This window comes from Kitasatospora sp. NPDC056531 (assembly GCF_042794375.1).
Taxonomy (GTDB): Bacteria; Actinomycetota; Actinomycetes; order Streptomycetales; family Streptomycetaceae; genus Kitasatospora.
In genome coordinates this window covers 98685-119661 of record NZ_JBHTTU010000016.1, presented here as the reverse complement: position 1 = coordinate 119661, position 20977 = coordinate 98685, and the positions used below count along the sequence as shown (strand labels likewise).

The following is a 20977-nucleotide window of genomic DNA, read 5'->3' as shown; positions in this document are numbered from 1 at the left end:
CGCTCACACGCGGCCATCGACTCGGCGAACACCACCGACGACTGCCACAACTCCCAACCCATCCCCACCCACTGCGACCCCTGACCCGGGAACACCAGCACCACCCGGGAATCGCCACCCACCACACCGCGCACCACACCGGCACCGGCGCCGCCCGCCGCGACCGCCCGCAGACCGTCGAGCAGTTCCGCCGGGTCCGCGCCGAGCACCGCCGCCCGGTGCTCGAACATCCCGCGGGACAGGGCGAGCGACCAGGCCACGTCCGCCGGCTCGGCGCCGGCCGGGTCGGCGCCGAGCGCCTCGGCCAGTCGCGCGGCCTGCTCGCGCAGGACCGCTTCGCTGCGCCCCGACAGCACCCAGGCCAGCACGGACGAGTCCAGGGCCGGCGACACACCGCCACCGTCGGGGACCTGCTCCGGCTCCCGGATCGGCTCCCACTGGGTCAGCACGACATGACAGTTGGTGCCGCCCATGCCGAACGCGCTGACGCCCGCGGAGCTCGGCGCGCCCGCTGCGCCCATCGGTTCGAGGTCGACCTGCACCCGCAGGTTCGTCTCCGTCAACGAGATGGCCGGGTTCGGCGTCTCGTAGTTGAGGCTCGGCACCAGCACGCCCTCGCGCAGGCACAGGGCCGTCTTGACCAGGCCCGCGATGCCGGCGGCACCCTCCAGGTGCCCGATGTTGGTCTTGACCGAGCCGACCGGCAGCGGCGAGCCGGCCCCGCGGGCGCGACCCAGCACGGCGCCGAGCGCGGCGGCCTCGATCGGGTCGCCCAACGGGGTTCCGGTGCCGTGCAGTTCAACGTACGCAAGGTCGGAGGGTGCGACGCCCGCCCGCTGGTGGGCGAGCCTGAGGACCTCCTCCTGGGCGCGCTGCTCGGGAGCCGTCAGGTTGTCCCCGCCGCCGTCGTTGTTAACCGCGCTTCCGGCTAGCAGGCAGTGCACGACATCGCCGTCCGCCAGCGCCGCCGACAGCGGCTTCAGCACGATGACGGCGCCGCCCTCGCCGCGGACGAAGCCGTTGGCCCGGGCGTCGAACGTGAAACAACGCCGGTCCGGGGAGAGGGCACCGAGCTTGGAGATGGCGAGGTTGCCCTCTGGAGCGAGGTTCAGGTGCACACCGCCGGCGAGCGCGACCTCGCACTCGCCGCGACGCAGGCTCTCGGCCGCGAGGTGCACGGCGACCAGCGACGACGACTGGCCGGAGTCCACCGTGAGGCTCGGGCCGCGCAGGCCCAGGGCGTAGGAGACGCGGTTGGCGATAATGCCGCGCTGGAGTCCGGTGGCGGTGTGGGGGGTGAAGGCCTCCGCTCCCCTGGCGCGGACCAGGGCGGCGTAGTCGTCGGCGATGGCTCCGACGAAGACACCGACCTGGTGGGCACGGAAGCGGGCCGGGGCCATGCCGGCGTCCTCGAAGGACTCCCAGGCCAGTTCGAGCATCAGGCGCTGCTGCGGGTCCATCGCGGCCGCCTCGCGCGGCGAGATCCCGAAGAAGGCGGCGTCGAAGCGGTCGACGCCGTCGAGGAAGCCTCCGCGGGAGACGGCGTCCGCTGCCGGGCCCTCGCCGGGGAGCGCCGAACGACGGTTCTCCGGCATGTCGGTGATGGCGTCGACGCCGCCGGTCAGCAGCGCGATGAACTCGCGGATGCTCGCCGCCCCCGGAAGCCGACAGGCCATGCCGACCACGGCGATCGGCTCGGTCGTCGCAGGCTGAACAGCTGCTGCGCGGACTTCGGACCCAACCGTCATGTGCTTTCCTCTGCTCATCCAGGATTTCGGCGGCGTCGCGCCCCGCGGCAAGGTGAAGTCCAACCCGTCAGGAACAGCCCGTCGGAGGGCCGGCCGTGGTCGTACCCGATCTGGTTCGGTGCAGCGCTCCGGGGAGCGCGCGGGTCACTTGACCCGGTAGGCGTGGATGATGTCCGACGGCACCCACACGTCGCCCTGCTGGGCGAAGCTCCGCTTGACGAAGTGGTCCTCGTCGATCACCTCGAACTCCTCCTTGGTGATGAACTGCTGGCCGAAGCCGAAGCAGTCACCGACGAAGCGGATCTGGCCGTCCTCGTCCCAGCCCTTGGAAAAAGGGGTCGAGTGGTTGCCCCAGTTGTCGTGGTACAGGCCGTAGAAGGACGACTCCGAGGCGCTCCAGCCGAAGATCCAGCGGCCCTCGATGCCGTGCTCGGGAACGTTCTGCAGCAGCTCGTAGACGTGGCCGTTGTAGACCGACCGCGTCGTCCAGCTGGCGGTGCCGGTCGCCGGCGGGTCGGCGACGAGGTTGGTGTACTCGACGCGGAACTCGCCGAGCAGGAAGTCCAGATCGCGCATCCGGTCCGAAACCGGCATGGCGAACTCCTGGGCGGCTGTCGGCTCGTTCTCCTGCGTGCTCATCAATCGACTCCAGACGTCGGCGGAATGGTGGGGCAGCGGGAATTCTTCCCAACGGGCCTGATCAGCCCGCACTTTCGTCGAACCTAGTTACGGGCTCGGGGCACCGGCAAGGAATGCCGGAGACGTTAGGGGCTGGGGCGGAACCCGAGCGCGGGTCAGGGGGACCCGGGTAGGGGCTGGGCCCCGGTGTTGACGTGGCTTGCTCAGCGGACGCCGCTGGCAGCGCGGCGCACCGCGATCACTCCGGCCCCTCCGGAACGGGCACGATCTGCTGCGGCTCCGGGGCCGGCCTGGGCCACATCCGTCGCTCGCGCGGGTACCCGACGGAGACCTCGGCGAAGCGCACTCCGTCGTGCCAGGTCTTCCTCGGGATGTGTAGATGGCCGTACACCACGGTGCTGACCGGGAACCGGCGGTGCCAGTCCGAGGTCAGCTCGGTGCCGCACCACTGGGCGAACTCCTCGTGGCGCAGCACCCGGGTGGGTTCCCGGATCAGCGGGAAGTGGTTGACCAGGACCAGCGGCACCTCGGGGTCGCAGTCGGCGAGTCGACGCTCCGTCAGTTCGACCCGCGCCCGACACCAGGCCTCCCGGCTCGGATAGGGGGCCGGGTCCAGCAGGAACTCGTCACTGCACACCACACCGACGTCGTATGCGTTGGCCAGGGACTCCGCCTTGGTCCGCACACCGGGCACGCGGAAGCTGTAGTCGTACAGCAGGAAGAGCGGCGCGATCGTGACCGGCCCGCCCGCACCGCTCCAGACCGGGTAGGGGTCCTCCGGAGTGACCACGCCCAGGCTCCGGCACAGCTCGACGAGGTGCCGGTAGCGGTGCTCGCCCCGCAGCTGCACGGGATCCTCCCTGGGCGTCCACAGCTCGTGGTTGCCCGGGGCCCACACCACCTTGGCGAACCGTCGGCTCAGCAGGTCGAGCGCCCACTCGATGTCGGCGACGAGCTCGCCGACGTCGCCGGCGACCAGGAGCCAGTCGCCTTCCGACGCCGGCTGGATGTCCTCGACGATCTTGCGGTTCTCGTCGTACGCCACGTGCAGGTCGCTGATGGCGAACACCTTGGCGCCGTCACCCATGGCGGTAGAAACCCTGCCCGGTCTTGCGGCCCATCAGTCCTCCTGCCACCATGCGGGAGAGCAGCGGTGGGGGCGCGTAGAGCGGCTCGTGGAACTCCTCGTACATCGCCTCGCCGACGGCGGCCAGCGTGTCCAGGCCGACGTGATCGGCGAGGGCCAGCGGTCCCATCGGGTGGGCGCAGCCCAGCTTCATGCCGGCATCGATGTCCTCAGCGCTGGCGAAGCCGGACTCGACCATCCGGACCGCGGCGAGGAGGTAGGGGACGAGCAGGGCGTTGACCACGAACCCGGCCCGGTCCTTGGAGCGGATGACGCGCTTGCCGAGCACGCCGGAGACGAACGCCTCGGTCCGGTCGAGGACCGGCTCCGCCGTGAGCAGGGAGCCGGTCAGCTCGACCAGAGGCAGTACCGTGACCGGGTTGAAGAAGTGCACTCCGACCACCTGTGCGGCGCGGTCGGTGGCCTGGGCGAGGTTCACGATCGGGATCGACGAGGTGGTCGAGGCGAGGATCGCCGACGGATCGTCGACGACCTTGCCGAGAACACCGAAGACCTCGCGCTTGACATCCTCCCGTTCGGGTACGGCCTCCAGAATCAGCTGACGGTCACTCATATCGGCCAGGTCGGTGGTGAACTCGACCCGCGAGACGGCCGCGTCCCGCTCGGGCTCGGTCACCCTGCCCTTGCGGACGCCGTGGTCGAGGGAGCGCAGCAACCGGGCCCGGCCGCGGGTCGCGGAGTCCTCGCCGGGCACTGCCACCAGGACGCCGAGGCCGGCGCGGGCGCAGGCCTCGGCGAAGCCCGCACCCATCGTGCCGCAGCCGACCACGCCGACTCTGCTGATGCCGTCCGCTTCCTCCCCGTCAGCTTCCGGGCCTGGCCGGGCAACCCCTATCGCATTCATCTGTTGTTCAACTCGCAAGTGCGCCAGTGCGGTTGGTTGCAAACGGGCGGAGCGGGGTCAGCCGGTCAGCGCCGATCCGCTGCCTCAGCTCGGGGTCCGTCACGCCGAGGCCGGTCTCCGGGGCCAGGCAGAGCACGCCGACCTTTCCCAGATGACCGTTGGTCTGGACGAGGCGGGTCGCCTCGGCCACCTCGCTGAGCGGGTACACCGTGGACAGCATCGGCATGATCTTGCCCATGCCGATGAGGCGGTTGGTCTCCCACATCTCCTGGTAGTTGGCGGCGTGGCTGCCGATCACCCGCTTCAGCTTCATCCACAGGTAGCGGTTGTCGAACTGGTGCTGGTAGCCCGTGCTGGAGCCGCAGGTCACCACGGAGCCGCCGCGACGGACCACGAAGACGGAGATGCCGAAGGTCGCCTGCCCCACGTGCTCGAACACGACGTGCGGATCCTCGCCGACCTCCTTGCGGATGATCCCGCCGAGCCGCTTGCCGATCTTGATCACTTCCGCGGGATCGTGCTCGGCACCATCGGTGAGGCCGATCTCGTCGCGGTTGATCACGAGGTCGCAGCCCAGCGCCCGGGCGGCTTCGGCCTTGCTCTCGGAACCGACGACGCCCACCGCGATCCCGCCGCCGTTCTTCACGAACTGGATCGCGTATCCGCCGAGTCCGCCCGCCGCGCCCCAGATCAGCACGACGTCGCCCTGCTTGATCCGGGCACCCCGGTCACTGACCAGCATCCGGTAGGCGGTACCGGCGCACAGCAGGTTGGACGCGGCCTCCTCCCAGGTGAGATGGGCGGGCTTGGGCAGCAGCTGACTGGCCCGCACCACCGTGAAGTGGGCGAGGCCGCCGAAGTTGGTCTCGAATCCCCAGGCCCGCATCTCCGACCCGAGCATGCCGTCCGCGTGGACGGCCGGCTCCTGGTCGTCCACGTGAACCGGATTCAGCACCACGTGGTCGCCCACCCGCCAGTGCCTGACCCCGGCGCCGACCCGCACGATCACGCCGGACCCGTCCGAGCCGACCACCTGGTAGGGCAGGTCGTGCCGGGTCGCCCACCCGCCCTGCCGGGCGTACTGCTTGAGAAACTGGAAGGTCGGCAGCGGTTCGAACATCGCCGACCACACCGTGTTGTAGTTCAGGGCACTGGCCATGACCGCGACGACGACCTCGTCCGGCGCCAGCTCGGGCATCGCGACGGGGCCGACGCGCAGTGACTTCCGCACGTCCTTGTCGGCGACGTTGCGGAACATGTCCACGTCCTCGACGCGCAGGTGCGCCGCGGTGTACTCCCGCGGCAGCTCGGCGCGCTCCAGCTCGCCGGGCGACGCCCCCGCGAGAACCGCTTCAACCAAGGAACTCATCGGTATCCTTTCCGTCCGCGTGCCGGGCGACCCGTGGGTCGGGGCGCCCGGCACGACGCCATCTGTCCGTAGAGCCTGGGGTTACCAGGTCACCTGCAGCTGGTTGAGCTCCGGCAGCGGCGACGGCATGGCCGACCGGACCTCGTCGATCGGCACGGCGAGGCGCAGGTCGGGGATCCGGCGGAACAGGGTCTCGAACCCGATCTCCAGCTGCACCCGGGCGATGTTCATACCGAGGCACTGGTGGATGCCGTGGCCGAAGGCGATGTGCTGCCGCGCAGACGGGCGGGTGACGTCCAGCACGTCCGGGTCGGCGAAGACCTTCTCGTCGCGGTTGGCCGCCGCGTTGGGGACGATGATGCCCTCACCCTTGCGGATCAGCGTGCCGCCGATCTCGACGTCGGCCGCCGCCACCCGGGGCAGGAGATCGAGGACGCTGAGGTAGCGCAGGAGTTCCTCGACGGCACCGGGAACCGCGTCCGGGCCACTGCGCATGATCGCGAGCTGCTCGGGGTTGTCCAGCAGGGTCGCCGTACCGATGTTGATCATCGACGTCGTGGGGGCCACGCCGGCGACGAAGACCACGAACGCCAGGTTGGCGAGCTGGTCCCGGGTGAGCTCGCCGGGCTCGACGAACTTGGTGATCATGCGGCTGAGCATGTCGTCGCCCGGCTTCTCCGCCTTCTCGGCGACGACCTGGGCGAAGTACTGGTGCATCCCGACGAACTGGAAGCCGACCGCCGCCTGGGCCTGGGCGATCGGGTCCGGAGCGACACCGCTCTCCTCGGCGGCCGCCATCTGCTGCTGCATCAGCGCGCCGACCGTCTGGGCCACCGCGGCCTGCATCTCGGCGCTCGACATGCCGAGGAGCTCGCAGGTCACCCGCTCGATCAGCGGGGTCGCGAAGGCCGCGCCCAGGTCGACCGGGCGCTCGCCGGCCAGCATGGCATCAATCAGGGCGTCGGCGTGCTTCTGGATCTCGGGACGCAGCTCGTTGGCGCGGCGCACCGAGAACTCGCTGATCAGCATCTTGCGGAAGGCAGTGTGCTGCGGCGGGTCCATGGTCGGCAGCGTCGGGAAGTTCCGCGTCCCTTCCATGATCGCGGTGTAGAGGGGGTAGTCAGGGTTGGTGATGTCCGAACTGAAGTTCTTGTGATCCAGCAGTACCGCACGCGCGTCTTCATAATCGGTGATCACCCAGACCGGCTTGCCGTTGTACAGCTTGGCGCGCACCGGAGATCGCTTCGCACGGATCTCCGCGTACTCAGCCGGCGGCTGGAACGGACATGTCCGAATGATCGGGAAGTCCATTCCATCGTTGATTTCCACGTCGGTCATTTACCCGATTCACCTTTCACTGCACGAGCTCATGGCGTCGGCAGGCTATCCGCGTGCGCACCCCTATGAACACCCCTGAAATACACCGCCGTTCCCCTAGTAGGGCTTTGTTAGGTATCCCGATTGATCACCGTCCGGTAGCTTGTGATCTTCTGTCAGGTGTGACACCTGAGGAGATGGAGACGGTCCGCCCACGCCTGGAATCGTTCGCGGCGGAGATGCTCGGTCCGCTGCCGCGGCGGGACCAGCGGGCCAAGGGCGAGCTGTATCTGCGCGGCCTGATGCTGGACGGCAAGCGCAAGTCGATGCAGCCGATGGCCGAGCGCCTGGGAGTGGATCACCAGCAGCTCCAGCAGTTCATCGCCTCCTCGACCTGGGACTGGACCAAGGTCCGTGAGCGGCTGGCCCGTTGGGCTGCGGCGCATATCGCGCCGGAGGCGTACGCGATCGACGACGTGGGCTTCCCCAAGGACGGTTACGACTCGCCGGGTGTGGCGCGGATGTACTGCGGCGCGCTGGGCAAGCGCGGCAACTGCCAGATCGGCGTCAGCCTCAACCTGGTGTCCGACTGCGCTTCCTCGGCCGTCGACTGGCGCCTGTTCCTTCCCGAGAGCTGGGACGACATCAAGAACACCGGCGATGCGCTGCTGGCCGGGGCGATCCGCCGCCGCCGGACCAAGGCGGCCATCCCCGACGGCGAGCGCCACCGGGAGAAGTGGCGCCTGGCCCTGGAGATGCTGGACGAGGTCCGCGGGGACTGGGAGCTGCCTGACCTGCCGGTGGTCGCCGACGCCGGCTACGGAGACGCGACCGGCTTTCGCGAGGGCCTGACCGAACGCAACCTGGCCTATGCCGTCGCGGTCAAGGGCAGCACCACCGCCCACTCGGGCGACGCCGTCCCAGCACGCCCGCCGTACAGCGGCACCGGCCGCCCACCCGGGCCGGCCTACCCCGAGCCGCACAGCACTCTGCGCCAACTCGCCCTGGACGCGGGGCGATCGGCGGCACGAACTGTGACCTGGCGGCACGGAAGCAAGGCCACGAAGCACAACCCGCGCGCCGAGATGCGCTCGCGGTTCCTGGCTTTGCGGGTGAGACCGGCCAACCGGACGATCCGCCGCGCCGTCGACGGCTCACTGCCCGAGTGCTGGCTGCTGGCCGAGTGGCCGCCCGGCTCGGCCGAACCCACCGACTACTGGCTGTCCACTCTGCCCGCCGACATTCCGCTGCGTGAGCTGGTCCGCATCTGCAAGATCCGGTGGCGGGTCGAGCACGACTACCGCGAACTCAAGGACGGCCTGGGCCTGGACCACTTCGAAGGCCGCAACTACCCCGGCTGGCACCGTCACACCACCCTCGCCTCCCTCGCCCAGGCCTTCTGCACCCTGCTACGGCTCGACCCAAAAGTCCCTGCGTCGGCCTGACCCTCTACGCGGTCCTCCGCGAACTCCAGGCCCTCCTGGCCACCTGGACCGGCGCCTGCTCCATATGCGGCCAACCCGCCCCAGAACCCGAACCGCACCATCGCACCTAACAAAGCCCTACTGGCCGAAGTGTCCAGAAGGGACACGGGAAGCAAGCAGCCGACCAGTAGTACTTCGTTAGGTTGATTTGATCTTGATGGCCGCAGCAGTGCACGCTGTGGCCTGCGGATCTTGGTGAGGTGGAGAGGCTTCGCGAAGACCTCGGCGACTTCGTGGCCGAGGTCTTCGCGTCCCTGGCACGCAAGGACCAGCGCCGGCAGGGGGATTGCTATCTGCGCGGGCTGATGCTGGACGGGCGGCGCAAGTCGATCCGGCCGATGGCCGAGCGGCTGCCGGACGGGAACATGCAAGCCCTTCGGCAGTTCGTCAGCCAGTCACCACGGGAACGCACGCCGGTACTGCGGCAGATCGCGCGGAAGATGACCTCCGCCCTGGCGCCGGAGGCGTGGGTGATCGACGACACCTCGTTCCCCAAGGCCGGCGACCAGTCCGTGGCGACCTCGCGGCAGTACTGCGGCGCGCTGGGCAAGCGCTCACTCTGCCAGGTCGGGGTGAGCGTCCACGCCGTCACCGACTAGGCTTCCAGCCCGTTGTCGTGGGGGCTGTTCGTGCCGCCGGACTGGGACGACCGCGACGACGACCGCCGGGCACGCACCGGCCTGCCGCCGGAGGTCGGGCATGTCGAGAAGTGGCGGCTGGCCGTCGACACGCTGGACGAACTGCTCGCCTGGGGGCTTGCCCCGCAGGTCGTGGCCGCCGACGCGGGCTACGGCCAGTCTGCGGCCTTCCGCCATGCCCTGCGCTCCCGGGACCTGGACTACATCGTGGCGGGGGGGGGGGGGGGGGAAGAAAGGGGAAAGAAAAAAAAAGAGCCCCCCGGGGGGGGGGCCCCCCCCCCACCGGCGTTTCGGCGTCCGCTGCTCGCCGCCTACTTGTCGCTGTAGGGGGCGTCGTCGTTGAACAGGTGCATCCCCGGGATGTGCAGGGTGCCGCCGAACTGGCCGGCCTGCTTGGCGGTGACCCCGGTCAGCTCCAGGTCCAGCGGGATCGGGATGGCCCCGATCAGGTCGTACAGCCAGCGCGGGAGGGTGTCCGGGGTGAGGGTGATCTCGCCCAGGTCGATCGGGATCGGCAGGCCGAGCAGCTTGGACAGGTGGCCGGAGAGCCGCTCCACGTACATGGTGACCGGGCCGTTGCGCATGGTCGAGGTCGAGCCCGGGGCGCCCTGGACGTGGAAGGTGACGCCGTTGCCCTCCAGGGTCGACATGTCGAGGTTCTCGATGTCCACGCTGTCGACCACGAACTTCAGCACCCGCTTGGTGCCGGTCGGGGTCCTCACGTCGTAGACGCCGTGGAACACCGCGCCGTGCAGGCCGAGCCGGCTGGTCTGCAGCGTCCAGTTCTGCTCCGGGACGACGTCCCCCGAGGAGGCCGCGCCGGCGGTCAGGTTCCGGGCGTCCACCGCGCAGTTGGGGTCGGCGGTGGGCGAGGCGGACGGCGTGCCCGAGGCGCTCGTGCCGGGCGTGGGCGTCGCGGAGGCGCCGGCCGAAGGGGTCACGGACGGGGTCGCCTTGGGGCTCGCCTTGCCGGTCGGCGCGGCGGCGGTCGGCGAGGGCTGCCCGCCGGCGGGCTGGCCGCCCGAGGACTGCGCGGCGGGCGGCGCGGCCTGCTGGGTGCCGGCAGCCGGGGCCTGCGGCTGGGCGGGCTGCGCCGGGGTGCCGGCCCGCGGGGCCGGAGCGGCCGGGGCCTGCGGGGTACCGGGTGTGGGGCTGGCGGTCGGCGTGGCACTCGGTGTCGGGCTGGCCGAACCACCCGGGTTCAGCAGGTGGTTGATGCCGCCGACGATGTCGTCGATCAGTCCGGCCTGGCTCGCGGTGGCCGTGCCGTTGCCGGTGCCCTGGTAGACGGCGCTCACCGCACCCGAGCCGCCGGTGTCGGCGGAGCGGACCACGGGCGGCTTGACCGGCGAGGTGGGCGTCGTGGCGGCCGGCGGCTTCACCGGCGAGGTGGTCGGCGCGGTGGTCGGCGTCTGGGTGGGCACCGTGCTCGGGCCGGTCGAGGGCGCGGCGGTGGCCCCGGCGGTCGGAGCCGCCGTCGGCGCCGTACCGGGTGTGCCGGACGGGCCGGGCGGCGGCGCGGGCAGCTCGCTCTTGGGGACGGGCGTCTCGATCGGTGCGACGTCCGGGACGGCGGCGGGCGCGGTGGGGCAGGGCTTGCCCGCCGCGGACTCGGCGACCGCCGGGTTGGGCGTGTAGGCGGCGGCCATCAGCAGCGCGGTCGGCACCGCCGCCATCGCCAGCGCGCGGCCTCTCAGCCGGACCCGGACCGGCGTGCGCGGCGCCGCGTGTCTGCCGGAGCGCCGCGCGGGGACGGCCGTGCCCTCCGCTTGCTCGGCCGGCCCGCTCACCGTGCCTCCTCCTGGTCCCCGGCACCGCCCTGCTGCGGAACGGCGGCCTCGGCGGCGGGCTCGGCCGCCGCGGGCTCCTCGGGCGCGCCCTGGGCGGCCAGCTTCACGGTGGACACCTCGGCGGCGGCGCCCTTCGCAGCGACGTCGGCGTCGGCGGTCCCGGCTTCAGCGACCTCGGCGGGCTCCGTGGCGACGCTCTCCGCCACCGCGTTGCCCTCCGCCTTCTCGGCCCGGCGCGCACGCCGTCCCCTGGCCGGCTCGGTGGACGGCTCCGGCAGCGGCGCCCAGGCGACCATCAGCCCGCCGCCGATCAGGCCGGGCAGCAGTGCCAGTCCGAAGCCCGCCAGGTTGGAGACCGGGATCGAGACCAGGGTCAGCAGGATGGTCGCGATGCCGCCGAAGACCCGTACGGCGGGCTGGAACCAGGCGGTCGCGCCGAGGATGATCATCAGCACCCCGATGATCAGCGATCCGGCACCCGCGGTGGTGGACATCGCGATGGTCAGCCCGCCGAACGTGAGGTGCGCGTACGGGAAGTAGAGGATCGGGACGCCGGCGATCATGGCCAGCAGGCCGCCCCAGAAGGGCCTGGTGCGGCGGAATTCACGGAAGTGCCGCCACAGCCACCCGATGGGGTTCTGCTGGCGGGGCCGCGTCTCGACCGTTGCGCTGGACATGGTGCAACTCCTCGACGTCGCTACGAGGGAAGAACAAAAGGGGGGTGGGCCGGGAACGGCGGTCGCCCGCCGCCCCCGGCCCCAGGTGGACCCGTCGTCCGGCACACCGGGCGGCGTGCCGTCGGACGGGGTCCGGAACGTCAGTCGAGGCTCAGAAGCACTCGTTGCCCGCGCCGTCGCCGCTCTTCAGCGCGAGGTTCAGGCCGTTCAGCTTGAAGGTGCCGGCCGAGGTGGCCCGCGCCGTCTGCTGAACGCCGCTCAGGTCGGCGACCTTGGCGGACTGGGCGAAACCGGTCGGGCCGGTCGGCAGGCCGGCGCCGCCGCCCGCCTTGGTGACGCCGGCGTGCGGGGCCCAGCCCTGGGTGGCCGAGCCGGACAGGGTGGAGGCGTCCTGACCGATGTTGATGTTGGTGAAGGTCGCGTCCGCCTTCAGCTGCTCCAGGTCGATCAGCAGGTTGTCGGCCTGAACCGGCTTGCCCGCCTCGCCGCCGGCGTGCAGCTGCAGGGTGATCTTGCCCAGGCCGAACGCGGACAGGTCGGTCACCACCGACTGGCACAGGTTGGTGATGTCGGCGTGGTCGAAGGCCGAGACCGCGACCGGGTGCGGCTTGCCGTTCGCCTCGATGTCGACGGAGCCGAACTGGGCGAAGTTGGTGCCGTGCAGCTGGTCGGTGCTGACCTTGAACTGCTGGCCGGAAATGCTGAACGAGGCGGCGAGCGCACTGTTGGCGATCGAGACGCCGACCATCGCGGTGGCCGCGACGCTCGGCACCATCACCAGGGCGAAGCGCTTCCAGCGGGTCTTGCCGTAGGTCTTGGACATGCGAGTCCTCCTTCTAGGACGTACATCTCCGGCTCCCGGCGGCGCGTCCCGCGCCGGTGGGGGCCTGGGATGGGAGAGAGCTACGTCCTCGGTAGCGGAGAGCGCCTTGGGCGTCGTCGGACGCGGGAGCGGCCGACGCAACGCGGCACTCCCGTCCCGATACCGGTCGTCCTTGTGGGACGACGGGTCGGACCGACGACATCGGCGATCACCCCCGAGCGACAACCAGCGACCGCGCAGGGCCGCGCGGCCGGTCGAGGACAGGAACCGCCGTGGGACCGCGGATACCCCCCTGCCCTCCCTACCGCCGACCGGGGCCGACGGATCACCCGGTGGGGATCCCGCGCTCCGCGTTGGCCGACCGGCTGTCGGTGGGTGTGGAGTCTGGGACCGGGCGTGGCCGATCGTGCTTGAATCCCGGGCGAAGCACAAGGGGTGCCTTACTGACGGGTAATGCAACAGCAGGTGGCGTTGATCATGAAAACGTCCGAAATTACACCCTGCGTGACGCCTTGAAGAAATCGCGGCGACGAAATCCGCCGGAAACACCAGCGAAACACCCGCGGGTGGTCACTGAACGTGACCACCCGCGGGTGAAATCAAGATTTGGTAAACCTCTGTCCGGTTGACCGGATTGTCGCCAAATCTCCAGCGACACCGCAGGTCATCCGCCGTGCCAGGCACCCGATGCCAGGCGGCCCGCCCGAACCCGGCCGGAAGCGGCCGACACCGGACTCAGAACAGCACGCGGGCCAGCGCCGTCCGGGCCGCGACGACCCGCGGGTCCTCGGCGCCGATCACCTCGAACAGCTCCAGCAGGCGCAGCCGGGCGGTGTCCCGGTCCTCACCGAAGGTCCGGCCGACGGTGTCCACCAGGCGCCCGAAGGCGTCCTCGACGTGACCGCCCACCAGGTCCAGGTCGGCCGCCCGCAGCTGGGCCTCGACGTCCTTCGGGGCGGCGGCGGCCGCCGCCCGGACCGTCTGCAGGTCCAGGCCCTCGACCCGCTGCAGCAGCTCCGCCTGGGCCAGGCCCAGCTTCGCCTCGGTGTTGCCCGGCTGCTCGGTCAGCACGTTCTTGTACGCCTGGACGGCACCGCCCAGGTCGCCGGCGTCCAGCGCGTCGTGCGCGGCGGCCAGCGCCGGGTCCTCGGGCCGCTGCGGGGCGGCGGCCGGGGCCTCGCCCGGGGCGGCCGCCCCACCGGAGATGCCGAAGCGCTGCTCGGCGACCAGGATCAGCTGGTCCAGCACCTTGCGGACGTTGGCGGCGCTCTCCGCGCCCTGGAACAGCGGCACCAGCTGGCCGGCCACCACGGCCATCACGGCCGGGATGCCCTGGATGCCGAACTGCTGGGCGATCAGCTGGTTGGCGTCCACGTCGATCTTGGCGAGCACGAAGCGGCCGGCGTACTCCTCGGCCAGGCTCTCCAGGATCGGGCTGAGCTGCTTGCAGGGGCCGCACCACTCGGCCCAGAAGTCGATGACGACCGGCACCTCGGTGGAGCGCTGGACGACCTCGGCCTCGAAGGTGTCCTCGGTGACGTCGATGACGAGCTGGTAGGCGGCGGACTGGTCGGGGGCGACTCCGGCCGCTTCGGCGGCGGCCGCCTGACGGGCCCGCTCGACCCGGGCCTGCTCGGCCTTCTGGGCGGCCTCGCCGGCCGCCTTCACTGCGGCGAGGTCGACCGCGCCGCGCAGGGCGGAGCTGTTGAGACGCGAATTCCGTGGCTGCATGGCACCATCCTCCCCCGTCCGCGCTGCTCGCGGGCACCAACCTCCGGAAAGTCGCCCCGCGCGGGCTGCGCGGCGACGGGTTTCCGGGCGGTGCACCCCTCTTTTCAGAGCCCCCTGTAGCCATGAACCGCTCGGCGCGGATCCCCACCCGCACCCGCGCCGCCCCCGTCCCACGGGATGCGGCGCCTGGTTGTCACTGCTTTCGCTACAGGTCGTAGCGTAACTGGAGCCGGTGCCCCGGCCGCAAGCCCAACCGGTGCTCCGGGGACGTGACCTGCCCCACTTTCCCGACCCACCCGGCTGCCCGAATCGACGAACAGTCGCTACCGTTGCCAGCCCCACCCAAGTTACTTACCAGTAAAGCGCAAGGAGACCCGGTGCCGGCCGCCCAGCCCTCCGCGAGCCCGGACAGCACGGTCCCGGACAGCACAGTCCGGGACAGCACAGTCCAGGAGGGGACGAACGCGTCCCGGGCCAAGGGCCGCCCGCGCAGCGCCGCCGCCGACCTCGCGATCCTCGACGCCACCCGCGAAGCCCTGGCCGAACTCGGCTGGGGCGGATTGACCATGGGCCACGTGGCCACCCGCGCCAAGGTCGCCAAGACCACCCTCTACCGCCGCTGGCCGTCCAAGAACGAGCTCGTGGTGGACGCCGTCGCGAGCCTCTTCGACGAACTGGAGATGCCCGACCTCGGCAACCTGCGGGACGACATCGAGGCCGTGGTGGCCCAGTTCGCCGACCTGCTGGCCCGCCCGGAGACCCAGGCCGCGCTGCTCGCGCTGTTCGCCGAGGGCATCCGCGACCCGCTGCTGCACCGCCGGATCCGCGAGGCGATCGTGGACCCGCAGAAGCGCCTGGTCCGGCAGGGCCGGGCGGCGGCCCAGGCGCGCGGCGAACTCGGACCGGACACCGACGCCGAGTCGGCCCGCGAGGAGGTCGACATCATCTTCGACACCATCGCGGGCACGGTCGAGCACCGCGTCCTGGTCAGCGGCGAGCCGATCACCCCCGAGTGGATCCGCCGCTTCACCGACCTGCTGCTCGGACCGCTCACCACCGGCTGAGGGCATGCCGAAGCCGCCGTGTGGGTGTTCACGAGCGAGCTGGGCCCGTACGGGGCAGCCGACCAGCTGGTCACGGGCCTGACCACGGGCCGATCCGGGGCTGAGTGCCTCGGCCCACCCCATGATCCGCCCCCTCCGGTCGCTCCCGTCGCTCCCGTCGCTCCCGTCGCGGCGACGGCATCCTCCGTGCCCTTTGCGTGGGAAGTCGGCCAGGTCGACTTCCCACGCAGACGCGGGATGGCTGCGCCACGACAGCGTTGGCGGCCCATCAGGTTGGATGCTGCTGGGACTGATACGGCTTCGTTTCTCTGCCCCTCCGGACGGGTCCGGAGGGGCAGAGAAACAGCAACTGACTGGCCGAACTCGGAACGCGACGATGGCCTTCGAGGGACCTCGAAGGCCATCGTCATTGCAACGGAATGCATCCATCCGCCCTGCGCTCGTGACGGTCCGGCCGCACCTCCGCAAGCGTTCAGGCGCAACAGTGCGCAACTGGCTTGTTGCAGGAGGGCATCGAGGAGCTAGATTTCATCGGGATCGCCCCCGAAACCAGCGAAGAGGGTTCACCGACGGTGCGGGTGGACCACACGCGTCAGGAGACCATGATCCAGGGTTGGAGCGCCTTCGAAAAACTGGTGGCCACGATCAGCGAAACCACGTGGACGCCTGGCCATGCTCCTGGCATTCCCGAGGGCGAGATCGTGAACCGAATCCCGGCGCGGATGGTGCCGATCTTGAGGGAGGCATGCGATGTGGCCGAACGTGCCGGACTTTGATCAACTGCTGCGCTCCGCACAGTACTCAGCGATCCGTCTGAAGATGCGCGACGTCTACGGAGTCCCGGACGAGGCATCGACTGTCGAACGGTTTCGAGAGACAGGGGAGTCCGACCTGGACCCGGTGTCGGAGTACTGGCATGAGTGGACGGCCATGGTGCGTGAGGCGACGATGCGAGGCGTGGCCGTTCGTCGAGCGCGGATCGTCTCCGAGCCGGTCACCCTCTACACGCGGCACCTGTATGCCATGACCCCGGTTGACATCGCGTTCGGAGAAGTTGTCCGCTGGCTCTCCCGCCACAATGCATCTGACCTGGCGCTTCCCGGCAATGACTTCTGGGTGTTCGACGGTCATGCCGTTCGCTTCAACCACTTCACCGGTGACGGCGACTGGGCCGACCCGCGCATCTCGTACACCGAGCACGCCGCCGTGGCAAAGCTCTGCATCACTGCATTCGGAGCGGTGTGGGAGCGCGCGACCCCGCGCGGCCTATAGGCTTACTGACCACTGAGGCGCTGAGCAGACACCCCATGCCCGTATCCCCGTCGTCGAGCGCTAAGGCGGCTCGGGTCGCCATTGCCGCACGCCTGCGTGAGCTGATGCTGGAAGCCCGAATCGACGGCAAGGAGCTTTCCGCCCGGTGCCGGTGGCACCCTTCGAAAACCTCGCGCATCCTGAGCGCAAAGTCCGCACCCTCAGAGGACGACATCCGCTCATGGTGTGCGGCGTGCGGCTCTGGCCACGAGGCTCCCGACCTGATCGCCGCCTCCCGTGCGGTGGAGCTGATGTATCAGGAGTGGCGCAAGCTTCACCGCAACGGAATGCGCCAGGTCCAGGAAGAGTCCCTGGCCCAGCACGCGAGTACGGCAATGTGCCGGGTCTATGTCTCGAACGTCGTGCCCGGGTTCCTTCAGACCGAGGCATACGCAACCGCGCTCATGCGCAGCATCACGGACTTCCAGGGCACCCCGGACGATGTTGCCGAGGCGGTAGCGGCTCGGTTGGAGCGTGGCCGGCTGTTGCATGAAGGCAACCACCGTTTCGTTGTCCTGGCCGAAGAGACCGTCCTGCGGTACCAAATCGGCGCCCCGGAAACCATGGCCGGCCAACTCGGGTACCTGCTCGCAGTGATGCCGCTCCCGTCCATCTCCCTCGGCATCATCCCGTTCTCCGCGCAGCGTCACATCTGGCCGTTGGAGGCGTTCTACCTGTTCGATGACCAGGAAGCGTCGGTGGAGACGCTGACTGCAGAGATCAGTGTCGTTCAGCCACGTGAACTTGCGGACTACCACCGAGCCTTCGCCGCGCTGGCCAAGATGGCCGTCTACGGAGCTTCGGCCCGCGCGTTGATCACCTCCGCGATTGCCGCTCTCGGTTGATGGTCCGCAATCAGCCGCAATCGCGTTGAGTGTCCAGCTGCTCACTCCCTACCGTCGAACGCATCGCCCGGCACGACGGACGAGCAACCCTCGGCAGCCGGTCGGCGATACCCGGTTGCGCCCTGTCGGTGTGACCGGCCGGATCGATCAAGGGAGCACAGCATGAGCCCCGTGAGCACGGAACGGATCACCGGACGAGCCCTGGTCGACGACGCCCTGTTCGGGCGCCTGGTCCACCGGGTCGTTCACGACCAGGACATGGAGCCGCAGCTCGCGGAGCGGGTCCTGGACCAGGCACTCGCGTTCCTCGGCACCTGCGCCGCAAACCCCGGCGCCCGACTGTCGCCGTCCCGCCTGGTTGACCACGGATGGCACGCGTTCCTGATGTACACCCGCGAGTACGCCGGGTTCTGCGATCGCATTGCCGGCAGGTTCCTCCACCACAGCCCGGAGGACGGCGACAGCCCCGTGAAGGGCATGAGCGTCGCCGCCACCATGACGGCTCTCACGGCGGTCGGCTACCAGGTGGATACCGAACTGTGGGCCTTGTCTGCCGAATGCTCCGAGGGCAGTGGGGGCGACGGTTCCGATACCAGCGGAAGTGGCAACTGCTCGCAGTGCCACCAGGGTTGCCACAAGTCCAACTGACCACTGGCTGGGGCCGGACAGCGGATGGCACCGTCCGGCCCCAGCCCGGTCCCGTCCGAAGGAAGCGCCATGCGTCACCAGTGGGCTGACCTGCCTGCCAAAGTTCGTGATCTGATCGCCAGGCGATGCGGCACTGTTGTCGGGGTGACCGTGCCGGACGCCGGGGAGGTCGCCGAATTCGCCGCCGCCCTGGACACCGCTACCGGCCGCGTGTTCGTAAAGGCGGCCCGGCTCGACAGCCCGAACCTGTGGATGGCCCGTAAGGAAGCGCAGGCCGCACCAGCGGTGAAGGGGGTTGGCGCGGCCGTGCTGTGGCAGGGAGAAGCCGGCGGATGGCTGGTCACCGCCTTCGAGTACGTGCCCGGGCGGCACGCCGACATGTCCCCCGGTTCCTCCGACCTACCGCTGATCGCCGGGACCCTGGCTGGCCTCGCCGATCGCCTAACGCCCGCGCCCTCGCTGCGGACGTTCAGCCTTGCGCAGCGGTGGGCCGGGTCGGCGCTGTGGCCCGAGATCGCCACCGCTGGCGGCCTGACGCCGTGGCAGGCCGAGTACTTGGGTCAGCTCAGCGCGTTGGAGAGCCGGGTGTCGGATGCAGTCGCGGGGGACACGCTGGTCCACACCGACATGACCGGGTCGAACATCCTGGTCGACGGCGCCCGGGTTCGCGTCATCGACTGGTCGTGGCCGGCCCCGGCCGCCGCCTGGGTCGACACGGCCTCGCTGGTTCCCCGGCTGATCGCCGCTGGCCACACTGCTGCACGGGCGCACCGGTGGGCGATGACGGTCCCGTACTACGCAGCCGCCGATCCCGCGAAGGTGGCTGCCCTAGCGGCTGTGGACGCGGCCCGGTGGCAGCTGCGCGCGATCCGGGACGGCGGCGTGTGGGTTGCACTGTCGGCGGCGGCTGAGGCGTGGGTCGCCGAGCTGCTGCCGATCAGTGCTTCCCGGGAAAGGCTCCCGCGCGAACAGCGGCGATGAATGCGGTCCAGGCATCGGCAGTGAAGAGGAGGGAGGGCCCCTGCGGGTCCTTGGAGTCGCGGACGGGAAGCACACCCGGGAACCCGTCCGCGACCTCGATGCAGGCACCGGTCTCTCCACTGAACGAGCTCTTCCGCCAGTTCGCACCGCTGAGATCGGGAGCAGTCACCTTCAGCACCTCCGGTCGATACCGCTACAGCTCTCGTATGACCCGGGTGAGTAGGTCGAGGCTCTCGGACGCACTCGACGCACTCGAACGCAACGAGTCGAACGTGAGCGTATAGGCAGACGTCTCCTCGGGCTTCTCCATATAGAGCATGCCTGCCTGGTGTTCGACGCATGCCACATCGGAGAAAGCCGCCGTAGCGAAGCTGAAGAGCACGAACGAGCCCATGATTCCCGCATGGGCTCCCGCGCTGAAGGGCAGCACCTGTAGCTCGATGTTCGGGCGCTCGCCCAACTGGCGCAGGCGGTCCAACTGTTCCCGCAGGACGTCCACTCCGCCTACGTGTCCTCGAAGTGCGGCTTCTCCCAGGATCACGCTGAGCTGCGGCGGCTCAGCGTGATCCAGAACCTTCTGCCGCTGCAGGCGCACTGCGACGAGTTCTTCGATTCGCGACGGCGGGATGTCGAACGGCGAGGCCCGGTAGACGGCTCGCGCGTAGTCCGCCGTCTGCAACAGGCCTGCGACCATCATCGGCTGGAACGAGTGGATGTGGCTGGCGCTCTCCTCGTAGTCGATGTAGTCGACGTACGACGGTGGCGAGATGTCGAACCGCTGGGCCCAACCACGCTCAGAACCGAGCCGGTTGAGCGCGACCACTTCCTCGACGTAGGTCGGATCGTCCACGCCGTAGAACGTGAGCAGGTCCCGCAGCTCGCTACTGGAGATCGGCAGCCAGGCGTTCTCCATCCGGCTGATCTTGGATCGATGGCAGTCGATGCGCGTCGCGGCCTCATCCGGCGTCTTGCCCGCCGCCTCACGGTGGCGGATGAGCAAGCTCGCTACGCGGCGACGGCGAACCGAGGGGCGCGGTGGGCCCATGTGATCAACTCCCCATGAGTGAAGCGGAACTGATGCCAGATTACTCGCAATCCAAGATCGGAAAATGTTCCACAAGGAAATCTTGCGAATGATCTTCCATTGGGCGCATGCTACTCACGGTCGATGAGATGACCACTCTCTGCGATCGACTGCCGGGCATCCCTATGCCTCGATCCGTCGCCGGGCCGTCTCGCCCGGACCTCGAATCCCAGCCCCACCGGAGGTGGCTCCGCCATGCCTGAAACCGACACCCCCGCCAGCCCCACCAACGCGATGCGTGGCTGCTGGTTCCCGCGCTCCTGCCGTTCGCCGCTGCTCGCGCGACGGATGCTGCGGGGGCTGCTGGCCGTCGCGCCGGGTGGCGAGCACTACTCCGAGGTCGGCGAGCTGCTCACCACGGAGTTGGTGGGCAACGCCGTGATCCACTCGGGCATGCCGGGTCGGCTGATCTGGGTGTCCTTCGACGTCAGTGCCACCCGTCTCCGTATCGAGGTGCACGACGCGAGCGACCGGCCTCCGGTGCCCCAGCAGCCGGACGCCACCGCTGGGTGTGGGCGCGGCCTGCTCCTCGTGGAGGCACTAGCCGCAGAGTGGGGGCACTTCCCCCGCCCAGGCGGGGTCGGCAAAGTGGTGTGGTGCGAGTGTGCGCCCGCTCCGCTCGTCCCGAAAGCGTGAGTCCGATAGGCCGGAGGGCGGGGCCGTGGTGCTGCCCTAAGCAGCCGGCCTCCTGCGCAGAAGGCCAGGCGATGTCGTCGGAGCTTTTGGGCCGCCCAAAGAGGGAAAGAAGGTGGGGCAAAAGGGGACCCCCACGCGGTACCCTCTCGTGGTTGGTCCAGCTCAAAGGTGTCGGAGCCGAAGGGGCACAACTTTCGTTAC

20 protein-coding genes and 1 pseudogene are annotated in these 20977 nt (G+C 69.8%); 9 read left to right on the top strand and 12 right to left on the bottom strand.

Going from position 1 to position 20977, the window contains the following annotated elements; all coding sequences use genetic code 11:
• The 6 genes from ACFQ87_RS17305 to ACFQ87_RS17280 form a co-directional block, all read right to left on the bottom strand.
• The coding region (locus ACFQ87_RS17305) for a type I polyketide synthase (RefSeq protein ID WP_380611604.1) at nt 1-1748 on the bottom strand (1748 nt) is incomplete at its 3' end.
• Nucleotides 1749-1892: 144 nt separating this feature from the next.
• Nucleotides 1893-2387 carry an NlmOI gene (locus tag ACFQ87_RS17300; protein WP_380611603.1) on the bottom strand — a complete coding sequence of 165 codons (495 nt, stop codon included), beginning with the start codon at nt 2385-2387 and terminating at the stop codon, nt 1893-1895.
• Between the two features lie 238 nt (nt 2388-2625).
• Nucleotides 2626-3474 carry a metallophosphoesterase family protein gene (locus ACFQ87_RS17295; protein ID WP_380611602.1) on the bottom strand — a complete coding sequence of 283 codons (849 nt, stop codon included), beginning with the start codon at nt 3472-3474 and terminating at the stop codon, nt 2626-2628.
• A complete protein-coding gene (locus ACFQ87_RS17290) occupies nt 3467-4378 on the bottom strand; it encodes a 3-hydroxybutyryl-CoA dehydrogenase (RefSeq protein WP_380611601.1) in 912 nt (303 codons plus the stop codon). Before ACFQ87_RS17290 ends, ACFQ87_RS17295 begins: the two co-directional genes overlap by 8 nt.
• Nucleotides 4379-4385: 7 nt before the next feature.
• The gene (ccrA, locus tag ACFQ87_RS17285) at nt 4386-5747 is read right to left on the bottom strand and encodes a crotonyl-CoA carboxylase/reductase (protein WP_380611600.1); all 1362 of its coding nucleotides are present in this window, start codon (nt 5745-5747) and stop codon (nt 4386-4388) included.
• Between the two features lie 81 nt (nt 5748-5828).
• A complete protein-coding gene (locus ACFQ87_RS17280; RefSeq protein WP_380611599.1) occupies nt 5829-7085 on the bottom strand; it encodes a cytochrome P450 in 1257 nt (418 codons plus the stop codon).
• Nucleotides 7086-7246: 161 nt separating this feature from the next.
• On the opposite strand from ACFQ87_RS17280, the gene ACFQ87_RS17275 reads away from it, so the two are divergent.
• Together ACFQ87_RS17275 and ACFQ87_RS17270 are read left to right on the top strand one after the other, a co-directional pair.
• The gene (locus ACFQ87_RS17275; protein ID WP_380611598.1) at nt 7247-8509 is read left to right on the top strand and encodes an IS701 family transposase; all 1263 of its coding nucleotides are present in this window, start codon (nt 7247-7249) and stop codon (nt 8507-8509) included.
• A 239-nt stretch (nt 8510-8748) separates the two neighbouring features.
• A pseudogene (locus ACFQ87_RS17270) lies at nt 8749-9513 on the top strand (IS701 family transposase).
• Here the strand turns inward: ACFQ87_RS17270 and ACFQ87_RS17265 are convergent.
• From ACFQ87_RS17265 to ACFQ87_RS17250, 4 genes are all read right to left on the bottom strand, one after another.
• Nucleotides 9498-10976 (bottom strand): hypothetical protein, encoded by a 1479-nt coding sequence (locus ACFQ87_RS17265; protein ID WP_380611597.1) that lies wholly within the window; start codon nt 10974-10976, stop codon nt 9498-9500. The pseudogene ACFQ87_RS17270 and the gene ACFQ87_RS17265 overlap by 16 nt on opposite strands.
• The gene (locus ACFQ87_RS17260; protein ID WP_380611596.1) at nt 10973-11653 is read right to left on the bottom strand and encodes a DUF6114 domain-containing protein; all 681 of its coding nucleotides are present in this window, start codon (nt 11651-11653) and stop codon (nt 10973-10975) included. Before ACFQ87_RS17260 ends, ACFQ87_RS17265 begins: the two co-directional genes overlap by 4 nt.
• A 151-nt stretch (nt 11654-11804) precedes the next feature.
• Nucleotides 11805-12476, bottom strand: a complete 672-nt coding sequence (locus tag ACFQ87_RS17255) for a DUF6230 family protein (protein ID WP_380611595.1) — start codon at nt 12474-12476, stop codon at nt 11805-11807.
• A 735-nt stretch (nt 12477-13211) separates the two neighbouring features.
• Entirely contained in the window at nt 13212-14207 is a 996-nt protein-coding gene (locus tag ACFQ87_RS17250; RefSeq protein WP_380611594.1) for a tetratricopeptide repeat protein, read from the bottom strand.
• Between the two features lie 377 nt (nt 14208-14584).
• Here ACFQ87_RS17250 and ACFQ87_RS17245 point away from each other — a divergent pair, with 377 nt between their 5' ends.
• From ACFQ87_RS17245 to ACFQ87_RS17220, 6 genes are all read left to right on the top strand, one after another.
• Nucleotides 14585-15271, top strand: coding sequence for a TetR/AcrR family transcriptional regulator (locus ACFQ87_RS17245; RefSeq protein WP_380611593.1), 687 nt, complete (start codon nt 14585-14587; stop codon nt 15269-15271).
• A 500-nt stretch (nt 15272-15771) separates the two neighbouring features.
• Nucleotides 15772-16047: a hypothetical protein gene (locus ACFQ87_RS17240; RefSeq protein WP_380611592.1), complete on the top strand. Its 276-nt coding sequence runs from the start codon at nt 15772-15774 to the stop codon at nt 16045-16047.
• Complete coding sequence (locus tag ACFQ87_RS17235) at nt 16022-16543, top strand: DUF6879 family protein (protein WP_380611591.1); 522 nt, start codon at nt 16022-16024, stop codon at nt 16541-16543. Before ACFQ87_RS17240 ends, ACFQ87_RS17235 begins: the two co-directional genes overlap by 26 nt.
• A 35-nt stretch (nt 16544-16578) precedes the next feature.
• Nucleotides 16579-17427, top strand: a complete 849-nt coding sequence (locus ACFQ87_RS17230) for a DUF5753 domain-containing protein (protein WP_380611590.1) — start codon at nt 16579-16581, stop codon at nt 17425-17427.
• Between the two features lie 162 nt (nt 17428-17589).
• Nucleotides 17590-18075 carry a glycine-rich domain-containing protein gene (locus ACFQ87_RS17225; RefSeq protein ID WP_380611589.1) on the top strand — a complete coding sequence of 162 codons (486 nt, stop codon included), beginning with the start codon at nt 17590-17592 and terminating at the stop codon, nt 18073-18075.
• A gap of 69 nt (nt 18076-18144) precedes the next feature.
• Nucleotides 18145-19056, top strand: a complete 912-nt coding sequence (locus ACFQ87_RS17220; RefSeq protein ID WP_380611588.1) for a hypothetical protein — start codon at nt 18145-18147, stop codon at nt 19054-19056.
• On the opposite strand, the gene ACFQ87_RS17215 is transcribed toward ACFQ87_RS17220, so the two are convergent.
• Together ACFQ87_RS17215 and ACFQ87_RS17210 are read right to left on the bottom strand one after the other, a co-directional pair.
• A complete protein-coding gene (locus ACFQ87_RS17215) occupies nt 19013-19225 on the bottom strand; it encodes a DUF397 domain-containing protein (RefSeq protein WP_380611609.1) in 213 nt (70 codons plus the stop codon). The genes ACFQ87_RS17220 and ACFQ87_RS17215 overlap by 44 nt on opposite strands.
• Nucleotides 19226-19249: 24 nt before the next feature.
• Nucleotides 19250-20056, bottom strand: coding sequence for a helix-turn-helix domain-containing protein (locus ACFQ87_RS17210; RefSeq protein ID WP_380611587.1), 807 nt, complete (start codon nt 20054-20056; stop codon nt 19250-19252).
• Nucleotides 20057-20335: 279 nt separating this feature from the next.
• Between ACFQ87_RS17210 and ACFQ87_RS17205 the strand changes: the two genes are divergently transcribed.
• On the top strand, nt 20336-20776 hold the full coding sequence (locus ACFQ87_RS17205) for an ATP-binding protein (RefSeq protein ID WP_380611586.1): 441 nt from the start codon (nt 20336-20338) through the stop codon (nt 20774-20776).
• Nucleotides 20777-20977 lie beyond the last annotated feature (201 nt).

Bases quoted from the DNA above. Each gene is read 5' to 3' on its own strand.
- ACFQ87_RS17225 (WP_380611589.1), top strand. From the start codon at position 17,590: ATGAGCCCCGTGAGCACGGAACGGATCACCGGACGAGCCCTGGTCGAC.
- ACFQ87_RS17235 (WP_380611591.1), top strand. From the start codon at position 16,022: ATGTGGCCGAACGTGCCGGACTTTGATCAACTGCTGCGCTCCGCACAG.
- ACFQ87_RS17280 (WP_380611599.1), bottom strand. From the start codon at position 7,085: ATGACCGACGTGGAAATCAACGATGGAATGGACTTCCCGATCATTCGG.
- ACFQ87_RS17295 (WP_380611602.1), bottom strand. From the start codon at position 3,474: ATGGGTGACGGCGCCAAGGTGTTCGCCATCAGCGACCTGCACGTGGCG.
- ACFQ87_RS17220 (WP_380611588.1), top strand. From the start codon at position 18,145: ATGCGTCACCAGTGGGCTGACCTGCCTGCCAAAGTTCGTGATCTGATC.
- ACFQ87_RS17205 (WP_380611586.1), top strand. From the start codon at position 20,336: ATGCCTGAAACCGACACCCCCGCCAGCCCCACCAACGCGATGCGTGGC.
- ACFQ87_RS17230 (WP_380611590.1), top strand. From the start codon at position 16,579: ATGCCCGTATCCCCGTCGTCGAGCGCTAAGGCGGCTCGGGTCGCCATT.
- ACFQ87_RS17255 (WP_380611595.1), bottom strand. From the start codon at position 12,476: ATGTCCAAGACCTACGGCAAGACCCGCTGGAAGCGCTTCGCCCTGGTG.
- ACFQ87_RS17290 (WP_380611601.1), bottom strand. From the start codon at position 4,378: ATGAATGCGATAGGGGTTGCCCGGCCAGGCCCGGAAGCTGACGGGGAG.
- ACFQ87_RS17300 (WP_380611603.1), bottom strand. From the start codon at position 2,387: ATGAGCACGCAGGAGAACGAGCCGACAGCCGCCCAGGAGTTCGCCATG.
- ACFQ87_RS17250 (WP_380611594.1), bottom strand. From the start codon at position 14,207: ATGCAGCCACGGAATTCGCGTCTCAACAGCTCCGCCCTGCGCGGCGCG.
- ccrA (WP_380611600.1), bottom strand. From the start codon at position 5,747: ATGAGTTCCTTGGTTGAAGCGGTTCTCGCGGGGGCGTCGCCCGGCGAG.
- ACFQ87_RS17260 (WP_380611596.1), bottom strand. From the start codon at position 11,653: ATGTCCAGCGCAACGGTCGAGACGCGGCCCCGCCAGCAGAACCCCATC.